This is a genomic window from Kribbella deserti (genome assembly GCF_042434725.1).
Lineage (GTDB): Bacteria > Actinomycetota > Actinomycetes > Propionibacteriales > Kribbellaceae > Kribbella > Kribbella deserti.
This window is the reverse complement of sequence record NZ_JBHLTC010000005.1, coordinates 79,108-98,054: the sequence shown is the minus strand read 5'-3', so window position 1 is coordinate 98,054 and position 18,947 is coordinate 79,108. Positions and strand designations below refer to the sequence as shown.

The 18,947-nt window shown below is 67.8% G+C and carries 12 protein-coding genes; 6 read left to right on the top strand and 6 right to left on the bottom strand.

Annotated elements, in window-relative coordinates; genetic code table 11:
* Positions 1-36: 36 nt before the first annotated feature.
* From ACFFGN_RS04585 to ACFFGN_RS04560, 6 genes are all read right to left on the bottom strand, one after another.
* Positions 37-411: a GntR family transcriptional regulator gene (locus ACFFGN_RS04585; RefSeq protein WP_380044027.1), complete on the bottom strand. Its 375-nt coding sequence runs from the start codon at positions 409-411 to the stop codon at positions 37-39.
* A complete protein-coding gene (locus ACFFGN_RS04580; protein WP_380044026.1) occupies positions 408-1,301 on the bottom strand; it encodes a hypothetical protein in 894 nt (297 codons plus the stop codon). The genes ACFFGN_RS04585 and ACFFGN_RS04580 overlap by 4 nt, the downstream gene beginning before the upstream one ends.
* A 127-nt stretch (positions 1,302-1,428) precedes the next feature.
* Positions 1,429-1,980, bottom strand: coding sequence for a hypothetical protein (locus tag ACFFGN_RS04575; protein WP_380044025.1), 552 nt, complete (start codon positions 1,978-1,980; stop codon positions 1,429-1,431).
* Between the two features lie 228 nt (positions 1,981-2,208).
* The gene (locus ACFFGN_RS04570; protein ID WP_380044024.1) at positions 2,209-4,962 is read right to left on the bottom strand and encodes an AfsR/SARP family transcriptional regulator; all 2,754 of its coding nucleotides are present in this window, start codon (positions 4,960-4,962) and stop codon (positions 2,209-2,211) included.
* Positions 4,963-5,098: 136 nt separating this feature from the next.
* On the bottom strand, positions 5,099-5,668 hold the full coding sequence (locus ACFFGN_RS04565) for a dihydrofolate reductase family protein (RefSeq protein WP_380044023.1): 570 nt from the start codon (positions 5,666-5,668) through the stop codon (positions 5,099-5,101).
* Complete coding sequence (locus ACFFGN_RS04560) at positions 5,665-6,285, bottom strand: dihydrofolate reductase family protein (RefSeq protein ID WP_380044022.1); 621 nt, start codon at positions 6,283-6,285, stop codon at positions 5,665-5,667. Before ACFFGN_RS04560 ends, ACFFGN_RS04565 begins: the two co-directional genes overlap by 4 nt.
* On the opposite strand from ACFFGN_RS04560, the gene ACFFGN_RS04555 reads away from it, so the two are divergent.
* From ACFFGN_RS04555 to ACFFGN_RS04530, 6 genes are all read left to right on the top strand, one after another.
* Positions 6,263-7,264, top strand: coding sequence for a DUF6597 domain-containing transcriptional factor (locus tag ACFFGN_RS04555; RefSeq protein ID WP_380044021.1), 1,002 nt, complete (start codon positions 6,263-6,265; stop codon positions 7,262-7,264). The genes ACFFGN_RS04560 and ACFFGN_RS04555 overlap by 23 nt on opposite strands.
* Before the next feature lie 51 nt (positions 7,265-7,315).
* Positions 7,316-8,638 (top strand): FAD-binding oxidoreductase, encoded by a 1,323-nt coding sequence (locus ACFFGN_RS04550; protein WP_380044020.1) that lies wholly within the window; start codon positions 7,316-7,318, stop codon positions 8,636-8,638.
* Positions 8,639-8,670: 32 nt separating this feature from the next.
* The gene (locus tag ACFFGN_RS04545; RefSeq protein ID WP_380044019.1) at positions 8,671-8,916 is read left to right on the top strand and encodes a hypothetical protein; all 246 of its coding nucleotides are present in this window, start codon (positions 8,671-8,673) and stop codon (positions 8,914-8,916) included.
* Positions 8,913-9,233 (top strand): nucleoside/nucleotide kinase family protein, encoded by a 321-nt coding sequence (locus ACFFGN_RS04540; protein WP_380044018.1) that lies wholly within the window; start codon positions 8,913-8,915, stop codon positions 9,231-9,233. Before ACFFGN_RS04545 ends, ACFFGN_RS04540 begins: the two co-directional genes overlap by 4 nt.
* Positions 9,234-9,647: 414 nt before the next feature.
* Positions 9,648-18,419, top strand: a complete 8,772-nt coding sequence (locus ACFFGN_RS04535) for a SpvB/TcaC N-terminal domain-containing protein (protein ID WP_380044017.1) — start codon at positions 9,648-9,650, stop codon at positions 18,417-18,419.
* A gap of 1 nt (position 18,420) precedes the next feature.
* Positions 18,421-18,789 carry a hypothetical protein gene (locus ACFFGN_RS04530; protein ID WP_380044016.1) on the top strand — a complete coding sequence of 123 codons (369 nt, stop codon included), beginning with the start codon at positions 18,421-18,423 and terminating at the stop codon, positions 18,787-18,789.
* The last annotated feature ends 158 nt before the right edge of the window (positions 18,790-18,947 follow it).

The window sequence follows — 18,947 nt, the reverse complement described above, 5'->3', positions numbered from 1 at the left end:
GTGTTTCTCGATTCCGTGGCTGTCGGCTCGTGGCTTCTACTGTCTGAGGGCTTCGCCGACGGCGGCGAGGATGTCGTCCGGTCCGGCGCCTTCGGCTCGGGCGGCGCGGACGAACCCGACCGCCAGGGCCAGCAGATCCCCGGTGGGCTTGACCTCGACCGGTGGCTCGGCGGCGACGTGCGTACCAGTGCGGCGCCGGGTCTCGATCACTCCGGCGTTCTCCAGTTCACGGTAGGCCCGGCCGACCGTGCCTGGCGCGATGCCGAGGTCCGTGGCCAGTTGCCGCACACTCGGCAGCCGAGCACCCGGTTCGAGTTGTCCCGCCGCCACGAGCCCGACGACCTGCGTCCTCAACTGCTCGTACGCCGGTACGGCCGAGGTGGTGTCGACCGCGATTCGCGGGGCGGTCATGAGCGGACGCGCTCTGCCGCCGACCTACCCGCCGCGAGCGCCGTGTCGACCAGCAGTATTGCCATCGCAAGCGCGCTGGCGAAGGTCACCGTGAGGAAGAGGTAGCCGAGGTTCTCCTGCATTCGCGCATCGCAGACGCCGTCCAGGTGGAGCAGCCCGATTCCTCCGGTCAGCGTCACGCCGAAAATGACGACGAGCGCCGCCCCCATCGTGGTACGGACGATCGCTCCGGCGCTGCTGCGGCGCAGCAGCTCATCAGCGGGCTTCGCCTCCGCGCCGGCCGGGTCGGGGCGGTTGGCGATCCGTAGCATCGCGAACTCGCTCATGACCGCTAGTGCGACCAGCGCCACCGCGGTGAGTGAGGTGTACGTGAGGCCGGGGAACGGGCTGGTGGTGGCTCCGCCCGCCGAGCACGAGATCTCCAGGCCGCTGCCCTGTCGATCCGCGAGGAGTGCGGCCACCGCCAAGGTGGCGAAGGCCAGACCGAGGCTCGCGCGCGTCAGGAAGGTCCGCCTCCGTCCGGCGTACTCGTACAGATCGCGAGGAGCCAGCGAAGCCTCTCGGACGGAAGCCGGTGGCGGCAGGGGCGCGGTCGTCTCTGCTACCAACCAACAGACGACCGCGCTCAACGCCGCGAGGGCGGGGATCGCGAAGATGGCCAGGTCGTCGAAGGCCAGATACGCCAGAACGGACACCAGTACGGCCAGTGGCAGCGCCAACCAGCGTGCGGCTCGCAGGTGCCGGGCGACGGCCGCGGTCGCCTCGTCGGCGGTGGCGGTGGCGGCGAGCGCGCCGCTGCGCAGACGCTCGGCGCGCCAGCGATAGGCGGCGACCGTTACCGTGACGCAGGCCGCCATCAAGACGATCGCGAAGAGCAGCAGTAACGACATGCGATACTCCAATGTGTCAATGAGTTGATACATTGACACATTAAGGGTCCGTTGCTGTCAAGGCGCCTCGGCAACGCATCCGTCCGGGTGCAGCTGCGCCGGGCTGCTGGGTGGCGTCAGCTCGGGGCTAGTGGCAGCGTCCCGGGCGGAGCAGCTGGCTCGGGCCGTATTCGCTGACGAAGCGGCGCATCCCGACGCGATACTCAACCCGGATACCTTCGGCCCGGCTCTCTCCGAGCACATCTGGGCGGGTAAGACGCATGACCAGCTGGTACTTCTCTTCCTTGCCCGGCAGCAATGCGCCGGTCGCGAGTAGCGGATCAGCAGGCTTCACACCCCATGGACCCTGCCCATAGGTCCAGCCAACCTTCGAGCCGACCATCACCTTGTCGAATGGCACAAGGATCGCAACCACGTGCTCAAGGTTATGGGCGTCGACGAGGTCAACATCTGTGATCACGGCAGTCGACGAACTGGTGTTGTTCAACGGCCCAACCCCATACGTCACATCGACGGCCTCGCCCACTGGCATGCAGAGACGAGCACCCGCCGTGCCATTTTCGAAGACGGTCCCCAACGGTCCGCTGTGATGCCGCGGGATGAGATACCACCCGCCATACGACATCGCCGCGACGACGACCGCCACCAGCCCTATCTGGATCTTGCCGGTTCGTGACATGCCCATATCGATTCCCCCCAGAACAATCGAAGCGGAGACACAGACGTCGAGGGAACCGTACCGCCCGACCGGGCGAAGGGTCCCGCCTACGGTATCCGTTGCGCGCGCCGGCGACGACCTTGTGATCTGCGGGACCGGCGGCACAACTTGAGGCGGTTTGCAGACGAGTACGCACATTTGTGCAGCCACTCCTTGACCGCTTCTAGGAGTTGAGGCTGAGCGAGTCGATCAGTTTTCGGAGTTCGTCACCGCAGGGGTCGCCGGCGGGGACGCTCTCGAGAGCCGGCGCGCCAGGTTGAGCGCCTCCTCGGTCCGGTCGGCCCGGGCCGCGACACGAGCTCGGACGGACAGGCTGGCGAAGGTGACCGGCGGTGCGCGGAAGCCCTCAAGACGCTCCAGCGCCTCAGCGCCGTAGAAATTTGCCGCGGTGTCGTCGCCCTGCAGCTCATGAACCTCGGCGAGGTTGCAGAGATTGAGCGCTTCGTAGTACCAGTTGCGCTCCGCACGGGCCAGCCGGACCGCGGTCTCGAGGTGGGGCTTGGCAATCTCCACTCGGCCGGGTAGGACGTTGAGCGCGCCCGCCATCGTGTGCAAGTGGTCGCGTGCCAGTGGGAGCGGCTCTTTGGAGGGCTGCGTGTAGCGGTCCGCGGCGGCTTCGGCGGCACTCATCTCCTCGAACGCCCCCTCCATGTCTCCAGCGATCCACAACATCTGCGCGAGATTCGTCCGGAATCTCGTCTCTGCGGCGGCGTCGCCGCGGCTCTGGGCGAGGTTGATCGCCCGCCGGGCACAGTTCTGCGCGGCGGCCAGATGGCCCGCACGTTTCTCGAGCGCGCCGAGCGCGGCCCAACTCAGATACTGCGCCCGGGGGTCGCCGAGACGCTCGGCTGCCTCGATCCCGAGGCGGCAGATTTCGAGCCCCTCGTCGAGCAGGTACGCCATGTAGAGGAACTCGTGCAGCCGCCACGCGAGGCGCCAGGCATGGCCGTCGAACCCGTTCCTGATCGCCGTCCGGATCCAGGAAGTGAACTCGAGGTGCTCACCCCACAGCCAGCTCATCGCGCTCGCCTCGTCCGCGAAGGTCAGCGGTTCATGGGCGGACGTCGCGAGATACACCCGGTGCGGCTGGCTTTCCGTGCTGACCGTCGCATTCTGCACGGTGTGCAGATACCAGTCGAGCGCGCGACCGATCGCGGTCCGACGTACCTCTTCGTCATCCAGCTCGGTGGTCAGCTCTGTGGTGTATGCCCGGATCAGGTCGTGTAACTCGTATCGACCAGGCTGAGCCCGGCTCAGCAGGTGACCGATGTCGAGTTGCTGCAGCCGACCTTCGACGGCCAGAACGTTGCTATTGACGAGCGCCGCGACGGCCGGCGTACTGATCGATCCTGATGGCAACAGGCCAAGCAATCTGAGCAGCTGGGCATTCTCCGGCTCCAGCGCGTGGTACGACCACGACAAGACTCGCCGCAGGTCGCCGGTTTCGTCGTCAGGGTCGGCGAAGACATCAAGTGCACGCCGCTCGTCCCTGATGGCGTTGACCAGCTCCGCGAAGGGGCGGCCCGGAATCCGGCCCGCTGCTTCGGCTGCCACGGCAAGGGCCAGCGGGAGGCCGGCGCAGTACTCGGTCAGTTCGTTCACAGCGGCCGGTTCAGCATCAACCCGTTCGGCTCCAACGGTGGCGGTCAGCAGGTCAACCGCTTGGTCGGCCGGGAGCAGGCCGACCGGGAGGCGATGGGCGCCGATGGCCGGCCCGAGCGAGCGCAGCTGGTTCCGGCTGGTGATCAGCACCAGGCTCCCGGACGCGGGAATCAGCGGCCGGACCTGTTCGGCATTGCGGGCGTTGTCAATGAGTAGGAGTAGCCGTCGATCAGCCGTTAGGGTCCTGAACAGAGCGGCCCGATCGCTGGTCTCGTGAGGAATCTCGTTCGCCGGTACGTGGAGTGAGCGAAGGAAGGCCATCAGCGCGGCACCGGGCGGCACCGGCGCCTCGGCGGCGAAACCTCGCAGGTCGACGAACAACTGGCCGTCCGGAAACTCATCCCCGACGCCGGCGGCCCAGTGCGTGGCGAGAGTCGTCTTACCGACGCCACCCGGTCCGGTCAGGGTGACGACGGTCGGTCGTTCGGCCGGGGCATCTGCAAGCAACTCGTCGAGTCGCTGCCGCTCCGCTGCTCGTCCGGTGAAGTTTCGGCGGAATGCTGGGAGCTGCCGTGGCGGGCCGATACTCGCCGTGGCTGTCGGTACGACTGGTTCGTCCCGCGGCGCTACCAGAGTGGCGAACTCGCGCTGAAGGGCCGGCGCCGGGTCGACGCCGAGTTCGTCGGCCACCATCGTGCGGATCTGCTCGTAACGCTCCAAGGCCTCGGCGGTTCGGCCGGTCAGGCGCAGGACCAAGATCAACCGGGCCCACAGGGATTCGCGAAGCGGGTGCTGGGTGGTCAAGTCCTGCAGCTCACTCGCCAGACCGCGGTAGCTGCCGACGGCAAGATCGAGATCGATGCGTTGTTCGACAACGGACAGGTAGGTCTCGGTGAGCCGGGCCGCCTCGGCGACGGTGAGCCAGTCCGACGCGGCGGCACCGGCGAACGGAGTACCTCGCCAGAGCGTGGCCGCGGTCTCGAGGAGCTTTCGCTTCACTGACGCGTCTGTCTCGCGTTCCGCTTCCCGGACCAGGTTCGCCAGCCGCACCGCGTCGACTCGATCGGGTTCGATCCGCAATCGGTATCCGGCCGGATGGGTCTCGAGAGCGCTGTCGCCGAGGCACCGGCGCAACCGGGCGACATAGGTGTGCAAGGCCGGTTTGGCACTACGCGGCAGTTCCTCGCCCCACAGCCGGTCCGCGATCACCTCCACCGGGACCGGACGATTGGCCGACAGCGCCAGGATCGTCACCAAGGCGGACAGACGATGGCCGGGCAGCGTCACCGTCCGTCCGTGCAAGCTGATCTCCAATGGACCGAGCAGCCGGATCTCGAGCACACGCACCACCCCCAGTTGCCGATGCCTGCTCGACGGTAACGGGCATACGGTCCAATTGCAGGTCCAGCGCGAGCGCCGCCGTCGGGAGGTTGCGCGGTAGAACTAGCTCAGACGATTCACCCGGGCTGAGCTTGCGTCAGTGTTTCAGTACTCGGTAGCGCAGGTGGTGGGCGTCGCGGCCTTCCAGGCGCCTGGTGAGCTGGAGGTCGATGTGCTCGGTGTCTCTTGCCTCGAACAACCGGCGGCCTGCGCCCAGCAGGACGGGGACGAGGTGGATTTCGAGTTCGTCCAGTTGGCCGGCGCGCAAGAGTGCCTGGGCCGCGCCGGCGCCGTGGACCATGACGGCTCGGTCCTTGGACTCGGCGCGGGCCTGGGAGGCGCAGAAGACGACGTCGGAGACGAACTTCGTGTTGCCGGATGGTTTGTCGTCCGGGTCGGTATGGCTGAGCACGAAGATCGGTACGCCGTTGTGATGGTCGCCGTTCCAGCCGTGCGCGAGGTCGAAGGTTCGCCGTCCGGAGATGATCGCGCCGGTGCTCATTGCCTCGGCGAACACCTGACCGTTGACGCCCGGCGACATCCGGTCGTCCAGCCAGTTGAACAGCCGTCCGCCGTTGCGGCCGAGTTCTTGTCCGGCTTGGTCGTCCGGTCCGGCGATGAATCCGTCCAGGCTCATCGACATGTACAGCCGGATCGGCGCCGTCACGGCCGGCCTACTTCGTATCGCAGGTGCAGGACGCCAGGTGCCTCGAGCGTTCGGACCAGGTCGAGCTCGATGTGCTCGGGAGGGAGCCCGTCGAACAGCAGCCGGCCCTGGCCGAGCAGGACTGGGCGGAGCTGGATTTCGATGACGTCGAGCAGGCCGGCCTTGAGGCATTCCTGCGCGGTGTAGGCGCCGTGCAGCAGGATGTCGCGGTCGCCGGCTGCCTCCTTGGCCTGCTTGACACATGCCTCGATGCCGTCGGTGACGTAGTGGACCCGTTCGTGCGGGTTGTCGCCCGGTGGCTGATGGGTCGGCACGAAGATCGGTACGCCGTCGTGGTGATCGCCGCCCCAGTAGCCGGCGAAGTCGCCGGTTCGTTTGCCGGTGATGACGGCGCCGGTGGCCATCGCCTCGTCGTACACGATCTGGCTGTTCGGATTCCCGGGCCGGTACGCGTCGACCCGATCATCCTCGCCGGTGTTGTCGCCATGGCTGTCGACGTTGCCGAGCCAGTCCATGAGGCGCATGCCGTTGAGGCCGGCCGGGTTCTGGGCGTCATCGTGCGGTCCGGTGATGAACCCGTCCAGGGACATCGCCATGTACAACGTCACTCGAGACATCGTGGTCCTTCCTGAGGTGGTCACGTCGTCGAAGCTAGTCGGCGAACACCCCGGCGCGATTGAACAGATCGCGCATCCTGGACCGGGACTCGAGGGCGTTCGAAAGGCCAATCGGCTTGACGGCACCACCCTGCGAACGCTTCAGTCGAGCATGGCCATGGAGTCGTACGTCGAGTGTTCGCCACGGCCGGAACTGGCGGGTGTGGTCCGGGCAGTGTGGATCCAGCGCACCGGTACGGCGCCGTACGTGCAGCGCCATCTGCCCACGGGCGGGGTCGAACTGCACTTCCCGATCGGTGGCCCGGCACAACTGATCGGTCCGCTGACACGTGCCGAGGTCGAGGTCATCCCGCCGTACACCACCATCGTCGGCGTGCGGTTCCACCCTGGCACCGCTCCGCCGCTTCCCATCGTGCTCGACGATCTGGTGGACCAGCGCGTGGGTCTGACGGATTTGTGGCGAGGTTCGGCCGACCGCCTGGTGGAGGCGATGGCGTTGGCGGGGACACCTGAGCGGGCTCTGACGTACTTGCAGGCTCGCCTGGTCCGCGAGTTCCGAACCAGCGGCCAGACGGATCCACTGATGGCCGAGGCTGTCCGGGCGCTGATGCCGTGGCGGCCGGTCAACATCGATATCGTCGCCGCTCACCTTTCACTGTCCGCGAGCCAGCTACGCCGTCGCAGCCTGCAGGCCGTCGGTTTGAGCCCCAAAGCGCTCCAGCGCACGTTGCGGTTCCAGGGATTTCTCGCGCTCGCCCAGGCGGACGCGAACGCCGCCGGGCCGGGTGGTCCGGCCGGCCTGGCGCAGTTGGCGATGGACGCCGGGTACGCCGACCAGGCCCATCTCAACCGCGAGTGCCTTCGCCTCACCGGTCTCACCCCGCGCCAGCTGATCGGCAGATGTACCTGCGGGCATGACCATTCCAGTTCCTTCAGGCCGTTCCTGGCCGGCCGAACCAGGCTGCTACCACCGGTCTGACTGCGTGATCTGTTCAAGACGCGCTGGACAGGCCGCTCCTAGCCTCGACTCATGCCAACCGTCGCCGCCTTCGCCGCTTCGCTTGACGGCGAGGTGTTCAATCCCGAGTCGCCGAACTACGAAACGACTCGCCGCCCGGTCAATCCCAACTACACCGACGTACATCCGCGGCTGGTGGTCCAGTGCCGTTCGGTCCCCGACGTCGTCGCCACCATCACGTACGCGAATGCCACCGGCGACCGCCTGGTACCGCGCGGCGGCGGTCATTGCTTCGCCGGCAGATCCTCGAGCGACGGCATCGTGCTGGATCTCTCGGGCCTCGACGGCCTCTCGGTCACGGCTGACCAGACCGCCACGATCGGCGCCGGCGCGCGCCTCCAACAGGTGTACGCGGGTCTGCACGCTTACGGCCGGACTCTGCCCGCCGGGTGCGGACCCACCGTTGGTATTGCCGGGCTCACTCTGGGCGGCGGGATCGGCCTGCTCGGGCGCAAGTACGGGCTGACCTGCGACCGACTCACCGGCGCGCAGGTCGTACTTGCCGACGGCAACGTTGTGGAGTGCGATGGCCACCATGAGCCGGACCTGTTCTGGGCGCTGCGCGGCGCGGGCGGCGGCCAGTTCGGCGTGGTCACAGAGCTGCGGTTCGACACCGTTCCCGAACCGATGACCACCCGCATCGAGGCGCAATGGCGGGATATCCCGCTCGCGGACCTGGTCTCGGCCTGGCAGGCCTGGGCGCCGGACGCGCCGGACGAACTCACCGCCAACCTGTCGATCGTCTCGACTCCAGATAGACCTATGCACGCGACCTTGTACGGCGCCTCGACCCTCAAGGAGGAAGCGACCCGCGAACTGCTTCGGGAATTCTGCGATCAAGCCGGCGTGGTCCCTGCGTTCGACCTGCGCGCGGGGTTGCCGTACTCCCAACTGAAGGACACCTTCGCCGATTCGCGCGACCTCCCGGCAGCCGCTCTCCGGATCAGGTCCGAGTTCTTCCGGCACTGCCTGGCCCTTGACACGGTCAACTCGCTCCTGGCCCGGTTGGCCGAGCCACGTCGTACGGGCCGGCGCGAGATCTCCTTCACCGCCATGGGCGGCGCCTACAACCGGGTGGCCGAGGATGCGACCGCCTTCGCCCATCGTGCCGAGCGTTTCCAGCTCGAACACACTGCCGAGCCAGGCGATCCGTGGCTCGACGAGTCCTGGACAACGGCTCACGCCGACGGTTCAGGACGGGTCTACCCCAACTTCCCCGACCTCGCCCTGGCGGACCCGGACGCGTCGTACCACGCGGGCAACCACGCCCGGCTGGCGGCGATCAAGAAGGCCTACGACCCGAACCAATTCTTCGACTTCCCGCAAAGCATCTAGCTGGCCAGCCCCATTCCGATCTCTGTTCAGAAGTGAGACCCGCCACCGTGGCTGGGCTGCTGGTCGCGGCGCTGATCGCGCCGCACCTGACCGGTCCTTGGATCGCTCGACTCCTGGCGAAGCGACGTGACATCCGCGGCCTGCTGACCGGCGTGTTCATCGAGTATGGCGTGGCGGTGGCGATCGCCACCGTACTGCTGGGACGTGTGCCGGTGTCTTCCCGGTGCTGGCGACCTTGGTGGCCGGTTGCGCTGGTCCCTTCATTGGTGGCGGATTGACGAGCCGGTTGCCGGGTTCTGCCGCGATGCGGCAGGCAGGGCCTGCCTGCTCGGGGGGCAAGGCGATCGCGGATCCGCCCTGCTTGTACGTCGAGGACCCGACCGTCTGCTACACCGCACGCCCGGAACTGGAACACTTCTACGGCCTGACGGTGCACGTGGACACCCCGAGTGAGATCTGCCTGGCCCGCCTGAACGCCCGCGGCCACGACCACGGCCCGGAGGACTGGATCGGTCGCTGGGCAGCGGCGGAGGAGTTCTACCTCGATTCCACCGCGCTTCGTACCCGCGCACACGTGGTGGTCGCGGGCTGCTGACCGTTCGCCGTTGTTAGAGCCGTAAGCCGACGCGGGCTGAGCAGCCGCGCGGCGATCTCGTCGTTCGACAAGCCCTCATCGACGAGCGCGTCGATCTCTTCTCGCGCTCGGTCAGGACGGCAAAATTCCTTGCTGACATGGGGTCGCCGGTTCCCGGCATCGAGTCCCGAGCTGAGAATTCATCTTGTCAACCGTTGACGGCTGCCCATCGTGTCCGCAAGCTAGCTCCTAGTCAGCACGCTGAGGGGTGTGGCACCACCGGGGTGAGCGGCCCGGATAGCAGGTTCCGCTCTTGGGGGTTGGGGATTAATCGGTAGTCCGGCTGCTTTGGCGTGTCCGCGCGCCAGTGGGGGTGTCTCGGTGATCAAGCGATTCGTTGTATTCAGGGGTGGCAGGCGCGCAGCGTTCGCCTCGATGGTGGTGCTCGCACTGCTCGGCTCGGTCCTGAGACCGTCCATCGCACCGGCGGCGCGGATATCCACGCTGCCACCGGCGCTCGGGTGTACCGCCCCGGCGGCCGCGGGTCCACCTGCCGCACCGAAGGCAACGCCGTACACGAAGTTCGTCGACCCCAAGCAGCCCGGACGTATCGCCGTGGCGCACGAGGACTCGAAACTGCTGCTCGGGCCCGACTCGGTGGCCGCTCCAGTGACGATCTCGGTGACCGCGCTGGCCGAGAACGAGTTGCACGATCTCGCGCCGGGCATGGAGAACGTGACCAAGGGTCCGCGGCGCGGATACAAGTTCACGCCGCATCCGTTCAAGTTCGAGCGCAAGGTCGAGCTGACCCTGCCCTACGACGCGGCAGCGGTCGGCACCGCCACCGACGACCTGTACACGTTCTACTACGACGACCAGCGCGGGTGCTGGCGGCCGCTGGAGCGGGTGCGGGTCGACACGGTCAACAACGTGGTGGTGTCCCTCACCGATCACTTCACCGACATGATCAACGCGACCGTGGTGGTGCCGGACCACCCCGACGGCGCGTCGTTCGATCCCACCCAGATCAAGGACATTCAGGCCGCCGATCCGAGCTCCGGAGTGAACCTGATCGAGCCGCCGGCTCCGGCCAACTCGGGCGAGGCGCGGATGACGTATCCGCTCGAGGTGCCGCCGGGGCGGTCCGGGCTGACGCCCAAGCTTGGCGTTTCCTACTCTTCCTCGGCGGCCAACGGCTGGCTGGGCGCGGGCTGGGACCTGCCGTTGCAGGCGATCACCGTCGAGACCCGCTGGGGGGTGCCCCGCTACAGCGACAGCCTGGAGACCGAGACCTATGTGATGGCCGGCGAGCAGCTGACACCGGTCTCACACCGTACGGCGCCCGGCGCGCGGACCGCGGAGAAGGTGTTCCACACTCGAAGCGAGGCCGGCTTCGCGCGGATCGTGCGGCACGGCAGCTCACCGGAGGGCTACAGCTGGGAGGTCACCGATAAGGCCGGCGTCCGTTGGCTGTACGGCGGCACCCCGGGGTCGACCCTTGCCGACGACAGCGGGAATGGCTTCTTGTGGGCGTTGCGAGAGGTGCGCGACCGGCACGGCAATACGATGCGCTATCACCATGCCCGGGTGGACGACCCGGGCGTTGCCGCCGGCGGAACCGTGCCTGGCCGCGACCTGTACCTGCAGCGCATCACCTACACCGGTAGCGGCGATACCGAAGGCCCGTACAGCGTCACCTTCGTCCGGGACCGCGAACTGGGCGAGCCGCGCCGCAAGGACGTCGGCATCAACGCCCGCGGCGGTTTCAAGCGGGTCACCGCGGATCTGCTGCGGCGAGTCGACGTACAGCTGTCCGGCGCTTTGATCCGGCGGTACGAGCTCGACTACCAGACCGGGGCGTTCGAGAAGACGCTGCTGAAGTCGGTCTCGCAGTTCGACGAGGACGGCCGGCTGTTCAACACCCACAAGTTCGAGTACTTCGACGACATCCGCGACGCCGAGGGCCGCTACCAGGCGTTCGGAAAGATCGATTGGACCTCGCCCGACGACAACGTGCGCAACGGCACGGTCGACGCGATCCGCGACGGTGCCGGCGAGTCCGGCGCGATCAACGGCAGCAAAAGCTCCGGCGGCGGCGGTCACCTGTACGTCGGCTTCGGCACCGGGCCGACCAAGTCGAACTCGGTCGGCGTCAAGGCCGGCTTCAGCCGCGGCGAGGACGACGGACTGCTCGCACTCACCGACGTCGATGGCGACGACCTGCCGGACAAGGTCTACAAGAACGGTGGCATCAGCTACCGCAAGAACCTGTCCAAGCCCGGCGGCGAACCGCGGTTCGCCGCGCAGGCCAAGCCGTTGGGCAACCTTCCCGGCATCATGTCCGGGCAGTCGGACACCCTGACGCTCGGCGTCGAGGGCTACCTCGGCGGGGTCGCCGCGCAGCTCGACTACGTCAGCACCACCAGCACCACCGACCGGTATTTCACCGACGTCAACGGCGACGGCATCACCGACCTGGTGAACGGTGGCGGTGTGCTGTTCGGCCGGGTCGGGCCGGACGGCGTGCCCGTCTACGGCCTGGCCGCCGACACCCCGGCGCCGATCGGGTCCGCCCAGGTCGATCCGAACGGCCTGCTCGGTGACTTCGCCGCCGAGCGGGACCGCCGAAACGACTCGTTCCCGCTGGTCGACAGCGTCCGCCGCTGGGTCGCGCCGTTCGACGGAACCGTCGCCGTGACCGGTGCGACCAAGCTGCTCCCGGCGGATCCGGGCGCACGCTTCGCGCACCCGGACGGGGTTCGCGTTGCCATCCAGCACGAGAACTCCGAGCTGTGGTCACAGACGATCCCCGCGAACGACTTCGCGGCACACACCCCGACGGGCGTCGACACGATCGAGGTGACCCGCGGTCAGCGGCTCTACTTCCGGGTCGGCTCCCGCGATGACGGCAGCGCCGACCGGGTCTCCTGGGATCCGGTGGTCAGCTATGTCGGCGCGCCCGCCACGACCGATGTGAACGGCCTGACGACGCACCGCTACCAGGCCTCCCGCGACTTCACCCTCGGCGGCCGTAAGTCGGAGGTGACGGCGCCGGTCAACGGCACGCTGCACCTGGGCGGGACCTTCACCAAGTCCGGTCCGACGACCGACGACGTGACGGTACTGGTCACCCGCAACGGCACGCCCGTGTTCCAGCAGACCATCGCCGGCGCCGACACCGGCACGGTGACGATCGACCAGGACGTCGCCGTGACCAGCGGGCAGAAGCTGTCCTGGCGCATCAAGACCGACTCGCCGATCGACCAGGCGAAGGTCTCCTGGACGCCGACCGCGCACTACACGGTTGCCGAGGGCATCGACCGGCTGTTCGACGAGAACGGCCGTCCGCTGGTGAAGATCGACCCGCCGTACGACGCCGACATGTACCCGGGCAACGACCTCACCGCCGCGCAGGCGTCGTACCCGGTGAGCAGCGACGGCACCCTGTCGGTGCAGCCGCGGCTGACGTTCGACTTCGGCGGCGCGGCGTACGACAGCACGGTCGTGTTCACGGTGAAGAGCCGGACCGGCCTCAAGGCGAAGAAGGTCATCGAGATCACCGACGGGCAGCTGCCCGACCCGGCAACGCTGCGGCTCGACGTAGCGGCAACCGCCGGCGAGGAGCTGTTCTTCGACTTCAGCACCAGGGACCGCAAGCTGAGGCCGTTCCTCGGCAGCCAGTCGGTCACGGTCGACGGTACGGCGGCGCCGAGCGCGTTCCACCGGTCGGTCGAGGAGGGCGCGTTCGCGCAGCCGTACCGCGGCTGGGCGGCGATCGGCTACAACGCCAACCGGGATCGCGCCACCCAGCCGATCCGGCAGACCGACCTCGTGGTCGACGAGAGCTTCCGCGACCAGCTGCCGGACGACGTGGACCCGCAGCGCGACCAGGCGGCCTTCACTGCGAACCCGCGAATCACCCCGCCCAAGGTGATGGTGTTCGCGCCGTCGCCGGCGGACAACCGATGGGCATCCGGACAGACGTCCTGGATCGCCAAGGACTCGGTGTCGAGCTCGCGGCTCGGGGGCCAGTCGATCGATCTGCCGACGGCGGCCGACCTGACCGGCGTCGTGGCACCGCCGCGGGTGGCGAGGTCGCAGCAGATTTCGCTGACCGGCAGCGCCGGCGGCCCGATCGGCAGCGTCGGCGGCAGCATCGCGACCGGTGACAGCACGGGCGAGCTGGACTATCTCGACCTGAACGGTGACAAGTTCCCGGACGTGGTCGGTTCCGGCGGCATCCAGTACAGCGATCCGATCGGAACCCTCGGCGGTACCCGTGGCAACTTGCCGGACGGCAGTGTGCGGCGCAGCCACAACGTCACCGGTAACGCCAACGCGGGCAGCGCGGCCCGCACTCTGTCCACCGGACGGGGACACGCGGCACCGCCCGGTGACGGCACCGCGAACACCTCCGAAACCGGCAACGACATGCCGCCGCTCGGCATCGGTGGCAACCTCGGCACCGGCACCAGTGACAGCCGGTTCGATCTGCTCGACATCAACGGGGACGAGCTGCCCGATCGGGTCTACGAGAACGGCCGGGCGGCGCTCAACCTGGGTTACCGATTCGCCGCGGCCGAGCCGTGGCCGGGTGGGGCGCTGAACGACGGCAAGAGCTCCAACGCCGGGATCAACATCGGCTTCAACACCGACTTCTACGGCCTGGCCGGCGGCGCGTCGTTCAATCAGGGCAACAGCAACAGCGCCGGCACCCTGCAGGACGTGAACGGCGACGGTCTGGCCGACCGGGTCTTCGACGGCAACCCGATCCGGGTCGCGCTGAACACCGGCAACTCCTTCGCGGCGGCGCAGCCGTTCCTTGGCAGCCTGTCCGGGATCAACGCCGATGCGAACGCCAAGCTCGGCGGCGGTGTCTACTTCACCATTCCGATCTGCTTCCTGGTCGGCTGCATCATCATCAACCCGGGCGCCGACGTGTTCACCGGCGCCAGCCGCGCCGAGCGGGCACTGCGGGACCTCAACGGTGACGGGTACGCCGATCACCTTGCCTCGAGCAACGACGGTCAGCTGACGGTGGCGCAGAACCGCACCGGCCGGACCAACCTGCTCAAGTCCGTGTCCCGGCCGCTGGGTTCGCGGATCGATCTCGACTACACCCGGGACGGCAACACCTACGGCCAGCCGCACTCGCGCTGGGTGCTTTCGAAGGTCGCCGTCCACGACGGCCACGCCGGCGACGGACCCGACGTCCAGTTGTCGACGTACAGCTACTCGGGTGGAAACTACAGCCGGCTGGAGCGGGAGTTCTTTGGTTACCGCACGGTCGTCGAGCGGCACCACGACACCGCTGCCGGCAATGCGACCTTCAGCGCCGTGACCCGTGACTACCGCACCGACAGCTACTACACCCGCGGCCTGCTCGAACGCGAACGCGTATCCGACGGGCAGGGTCGTCCGTTCACCGAGACCGAGCACGGCTACCAGCTGCGCGACGTGGCGACCGGAGCGGTTGCCAATGGCAACAGCACCACCGCGACCGTGTTCGCGCAGCTGGTCCGAACCGACCAGCGCTGGTTCGAGGGACAGGCTCAGCCCGGCAAGTCGACGTACCAGGAGATGTCGTACGACGAGTTCGGCAACCTGGCCCGGCAGATCGACCACGGGGAAGCCGGAACGGCCGACGACGTCGACACCCGGACCAGCTACTCGCGCTGTCTCGACAACCACATCGTCGGCACTGCGACCTTGCTCGAGGTGCGCGGCGGAGCAGGCACGCTGATGCGCAAGCGCGAGTCGACGATCGACTGCGCGACCGGCAACCTGACCCAGCACCGGGCCGTGCTCGCGGACGGCTCGGCGGCGGTCACCGATCTGACGTACTTCGCCAACGGCAACATCGCGTCGGTGACGAGCCCGGGCAACCTGCGTGGGCAGCGCTACCGGCTCGACTACACCTACGAGACGACCGCCGGTACGCACGTCAACTCGATCACGGACAGCTTCGGCTATCGGTCGACGATGACGCACAACCTGAAGTACGGGCTGGTGGAGACCACCACCGACGTCAACAACCAGCTGCTGCGGCAGCTCTACGACAAGGTGGGCCGGGTCGACTCCGTCGCCGGTCCGCACGAGATCGGTGAAGGCCGGCTGAGCATCGACTTCGAGTACCACCCCGAGGCGCCGGTGCCGTACGCCGTCACCAGGCACGTGGACCGGCAGGCCGACGGCAGCGTGAAGCCGGACACCATCGACACGGTGACCTTCACCGACGGGCTGAAGCGAGTCCTGCAGACCAAGAAGGACGCGGCCGTGCACACCGGGCCGGACTCGCAGCCGGCCGACGTGATGACGGTGTCCGGCCGGACGATCTTCGACGCGTTCGGGCGGACCGCGCAACAGTTCTTCCAGGTCACCGAGCCGAAGGGCGCGGCGAACACCACGTTCAACCCGGCCTTCGATACCGAGCAGCCGACCAAGAAGACCTATGACGTGCTCGACCGCTCCACCCGGGAGACACTGCCGGACGGCACGGCCAGTACGACGGCGTACGGCTTCGGTGCCGACCGCGCGGGCACCCAGCAGTTCGAGGTCGTGGCGACCGATGCCGAGGGCAACGTCACGCGCACCTTCGCCGACACCCGCAAGCAAACGACAGCGGTCAAGAAGTCCAACCCGGCCGGCAACCAGCCGGCGATCTGGACCAGCTACGGCTACGACCCGCTCGGTCAGATCACCCGGGTGCAGGACGACAAGAACAACGTCACCACCTCGGCGTACGACAACTTCGGCCGCCGTACGGTGCTGGACAGCCCGGACTCCGGCCGCACCGTGACGTCGTACGACCTGGCGGGCAACACGACCCGGAGGGTCACGGCCAAGCTCGCCGCGGTCGGCAAGGCGGTCGAGTACGACTACGACTTCAACCGGCTGGCCGGCGTCCGGTACCCGCTGTTCACCGACAACAACATCACCTACACCTACGGTCCACCCGGTGCCCCGAACAATGGTGCCAGCCGGGTTACCGCGATCAGTGACGCGGCGGGAACGGTGGCCCGTGAGTACGGGCCGCTGGGGGAGGTGGTCACCGAAACCCGGACTGTTCCGGGACAAGGCAGCCACACGCAGGTGTTCACCACGAAATACACCTACGACACCTGGAACCGCGTTCTCAAGCTGACGTTCCCCGACGGCGAGGTGCTGTCGTACCGCTACAACAGCGGCGGCCTGGTCGACGCGGCCACCGGCGTCAAGGCCGGCAGCACCTACCAATACCTGAAGCGGCTGGACTACGACAAGTTCGATCAGCGGGTCCTGCTGGACGTGGGCAACGGCACCCGCACGACGTACAGCTACAACGCGGCCGATCGCCGGCTCGCCAACCTGCAGTCGAAGCTTGCCCAGGGCTACGTCTTCCAGAACTACAACTACGACTACGACAACGTCGGCAACATCACCTCGCTCGTGAACGACACGGCGCCACCCGACGGTCCCGAGGTCGGCAGGCAGGTGGGCGGGCCGAGCCAGCAGACGTTCGAGTACGACGACCTGTACCAGCTCACCCACGCGGCGGGCAGCTACACCTCCCGCGGACCCAAGACCGACAAGTACACCCTCGAGCTGACCTACGACTCGATCCACAACCTGACCGGCAAGGATCAGTTCCACGAGTTGATCACGAACGGCAACTCGGTCACCCAGCACAAGACGACGTACGACTACGGCTACACCTACGCGAGCGGACGGCCGCATGCGGCATCGGTGCTCGGGCCGCACTCGTTGCAGTACGACGCCAATGGCAACCAGATCAGCCGCGATCAGAAACCACGACCGCGGCGGCAGTTGATCTGGGACGAGGACAACCGGCTCGCCTGTACGCACGAGAACGTGCAGAACAAGGTGCTGCCGCAGGACCCGACCTCCTGCGACAACCCGGGTGGCGCCCCGGACGTCCGGTTCGCCTACGACGACCGCGGCAACCGGGTGATCAAGGACTCCAGCCAGACCCACGTCTACCCGAACCACAACTACTCGACGGTCGGGAACAAGGCGTACAAACACGTCTTCATCGGCGAGACCAAGATCGTCACCAAGTTCGTCGAACCCGATCAGCGCTACGAGGACCGGCAGTTCTACTCGCACGGCGACCATCTCGCCTCCACCGGGTTCGTCACGGACGTCTCGGGCGGGATGTCGGAGCACCTGAACTACTTCCCTGGCGGCGAGACCTGGGTCGAGGAGCACCCCAACCAGCCGGTGCCACATCAGTACACCGGCAAGGAGATCGATCCCGAGACCGGCCTCTACTACTACGGCGCCCGCTACTACGACCCGCGAACGAACGTGTGGCAGAGCCCGGACGAGGCACTCGAGAGCTACCTCGACGGATCACCGAACAGCGGGGTGTACGCCTCGGCCAACCTGGCGGCGTACACCTATGCCAACAACAACCCGATCCGGCTGACCGACCCGGACGGAAACTGGGTGCACATCGCCGTCGGTGCGGGCATCGGCGCCCTGGTCGGTGCGGGTATCGAGGGCTATCGCCAGTACAAGTCCGGTGAGGGCTTCAGCCCACTCCGGCTGGGTGGAGCCGCACTGGGAGGCGCGGTTGCCGGCGGCGTCGGCGCAGCGACTCTCGGCGCCAGTGCGGGTGGTGCGGCGATCGGCGGCAGCGTGCTGGCGAGAACCACTGCGACCGTGGCCGGCGGCTCGGCCTCCGGTGCGATCAGCGGCGCAGCCGGCGGCGCGACCGAGGCCCTCGTCACGGGTGGCGACGTCGGCGGGAAGGCACTCGAGGGTGCGGCTGTCGGCGCGGTCACCGGGCCGCTCGGCGCAGTGGCCGGCAAGGTGGCCGGTGGACTGTCGGTGCATGCGCGGACGGGTGCGTACTCGACCGTCCGCGGTCACCACCCGGTCGCCCAGGCCAGCATGCGCAATGCAGCCAACTACGACGCCGGTGCCGCGCTCGCGGTGCCCGACAGGGTGCTGCGGCAACTGGGTGTCCCGCACATGGGCCGCGGCAGCATCTCGGCCTTCCAGAACACCCACTACTCGGCCTGGCGCAAGGCCAACCCTGGTGTGGCGCCGACATGGGAGACTGTCCGGCAGATCGAGACGAAGGCGATGGCAAGCGCCGGGATGGATCCGGCCCTCGCACGCTCGATCGTCAATCGAGCGATCAGAGACCTCGAGGCCCGCGGTGTGACCACACCGACCCGCATCCCCTGGAGAGACCCCTAAAATGAACGACCCGGCTGAGCTGGACCGCTTCGGCCAGCAGCTGATGACGTCGGTGCGCGACGAGGCCATCGCTGACCTCGACGCCCTCGCGGCCCGCCGAATGGGCGGGCCCGAGGGCCAGCGCTGGCGCTCACTGCTGGCCGATGCGGACACGCGGCGGACCGTGCAGGAGCTGATCCCGGACATTGTCGACCTGGTGCTGGCTCGTCTCCTGCACGCCGCCGACACCGGCTCGCTGCCCCTTGGCTGGCAGCGAGCCGACGGTACGTGGACGGAACTCGGCGGCAGCGGTGAGCTGGCCGGCTGGCTGATCGACTCCGAAGGCTGGCGGGTGCGCTACTCGGCTTCGCGCTACAACGACCCAACCTGAAGCGACGGGTATAGGGCGTGCCGTGCCAGTCGGCGCATACGCCGCACGCTGGTCACTGCGCAGAACCACCGGAGCATCCTCACCGACGTCCAGCAGCGAACCGCCGGGGCGGATGCAGGTACCTCGCGCGCCCGCCCCGGCATGACAACTTCAGCGTT

Excerpts from the sequence above, each read along its gene's own strand:
- ACFFGN_RS04585 (WP_380044027.1), bottom strand. The coding sequence starts at position 411 with ATGACCGCCCCGCGAATCGCGGTCGACACCACCTCGGCCGTACCGGCG.
- ACFFGN_RS04575 (WP_380044025.1), bottom strand. The coding sequence starts at position 1,980 with ATGTCACGAACCGGCAAGATCCAGATAGGGCTGGTGGCGGTCGTCGTC.
- ACFFGN_RS04530 (WP_380044016.1), top strand. The coding sequence starts at position 18,421 with ATGAACGACCCGGCTGAGCTGGACCGCTTCGGCCAGCAGCTGATGACG.
- ACFFGN_RS04535 (WP_380044017.1), top strand. The coding sequence starts at position 9,648 with ATGGTGGTGCTCGCACTGCTCGGCTCGGTCCTGAGACCGTCCATCGCA.
- ACFFGN_RS04550 (WP_380044020.1), top strand. The coding sequence starts at position 7,316 with ATGCCAACCGTCGCCGCCTTCGCCGCTTCGCTTGACGGCGAGGTGTTC.
- ACFFGN_RS04560 (WP_380044022.1), bottom strand. The coding sequence starts at position 6,285 with ATGTCTCGAGTGACGTTGTACATGGCGATGTCCCTGGACGGGTTCATC.
- ACFFGN_RS04555 (WP_380044021.1), top strand. The coding sequence starts at position 6,263 with ATGTACAACGTCACTCGAGACATCGTGGTCCTTCCTGAGGTGGTCACG.
- ACFFGN_RS04580 (WP_380044026.1), bottom strand. The coding sequence starts at position 1,301 with ATGTCGTTACTGCTGCTCTTCGCGATCGTCTTGATGGCGGCCTGCGTC.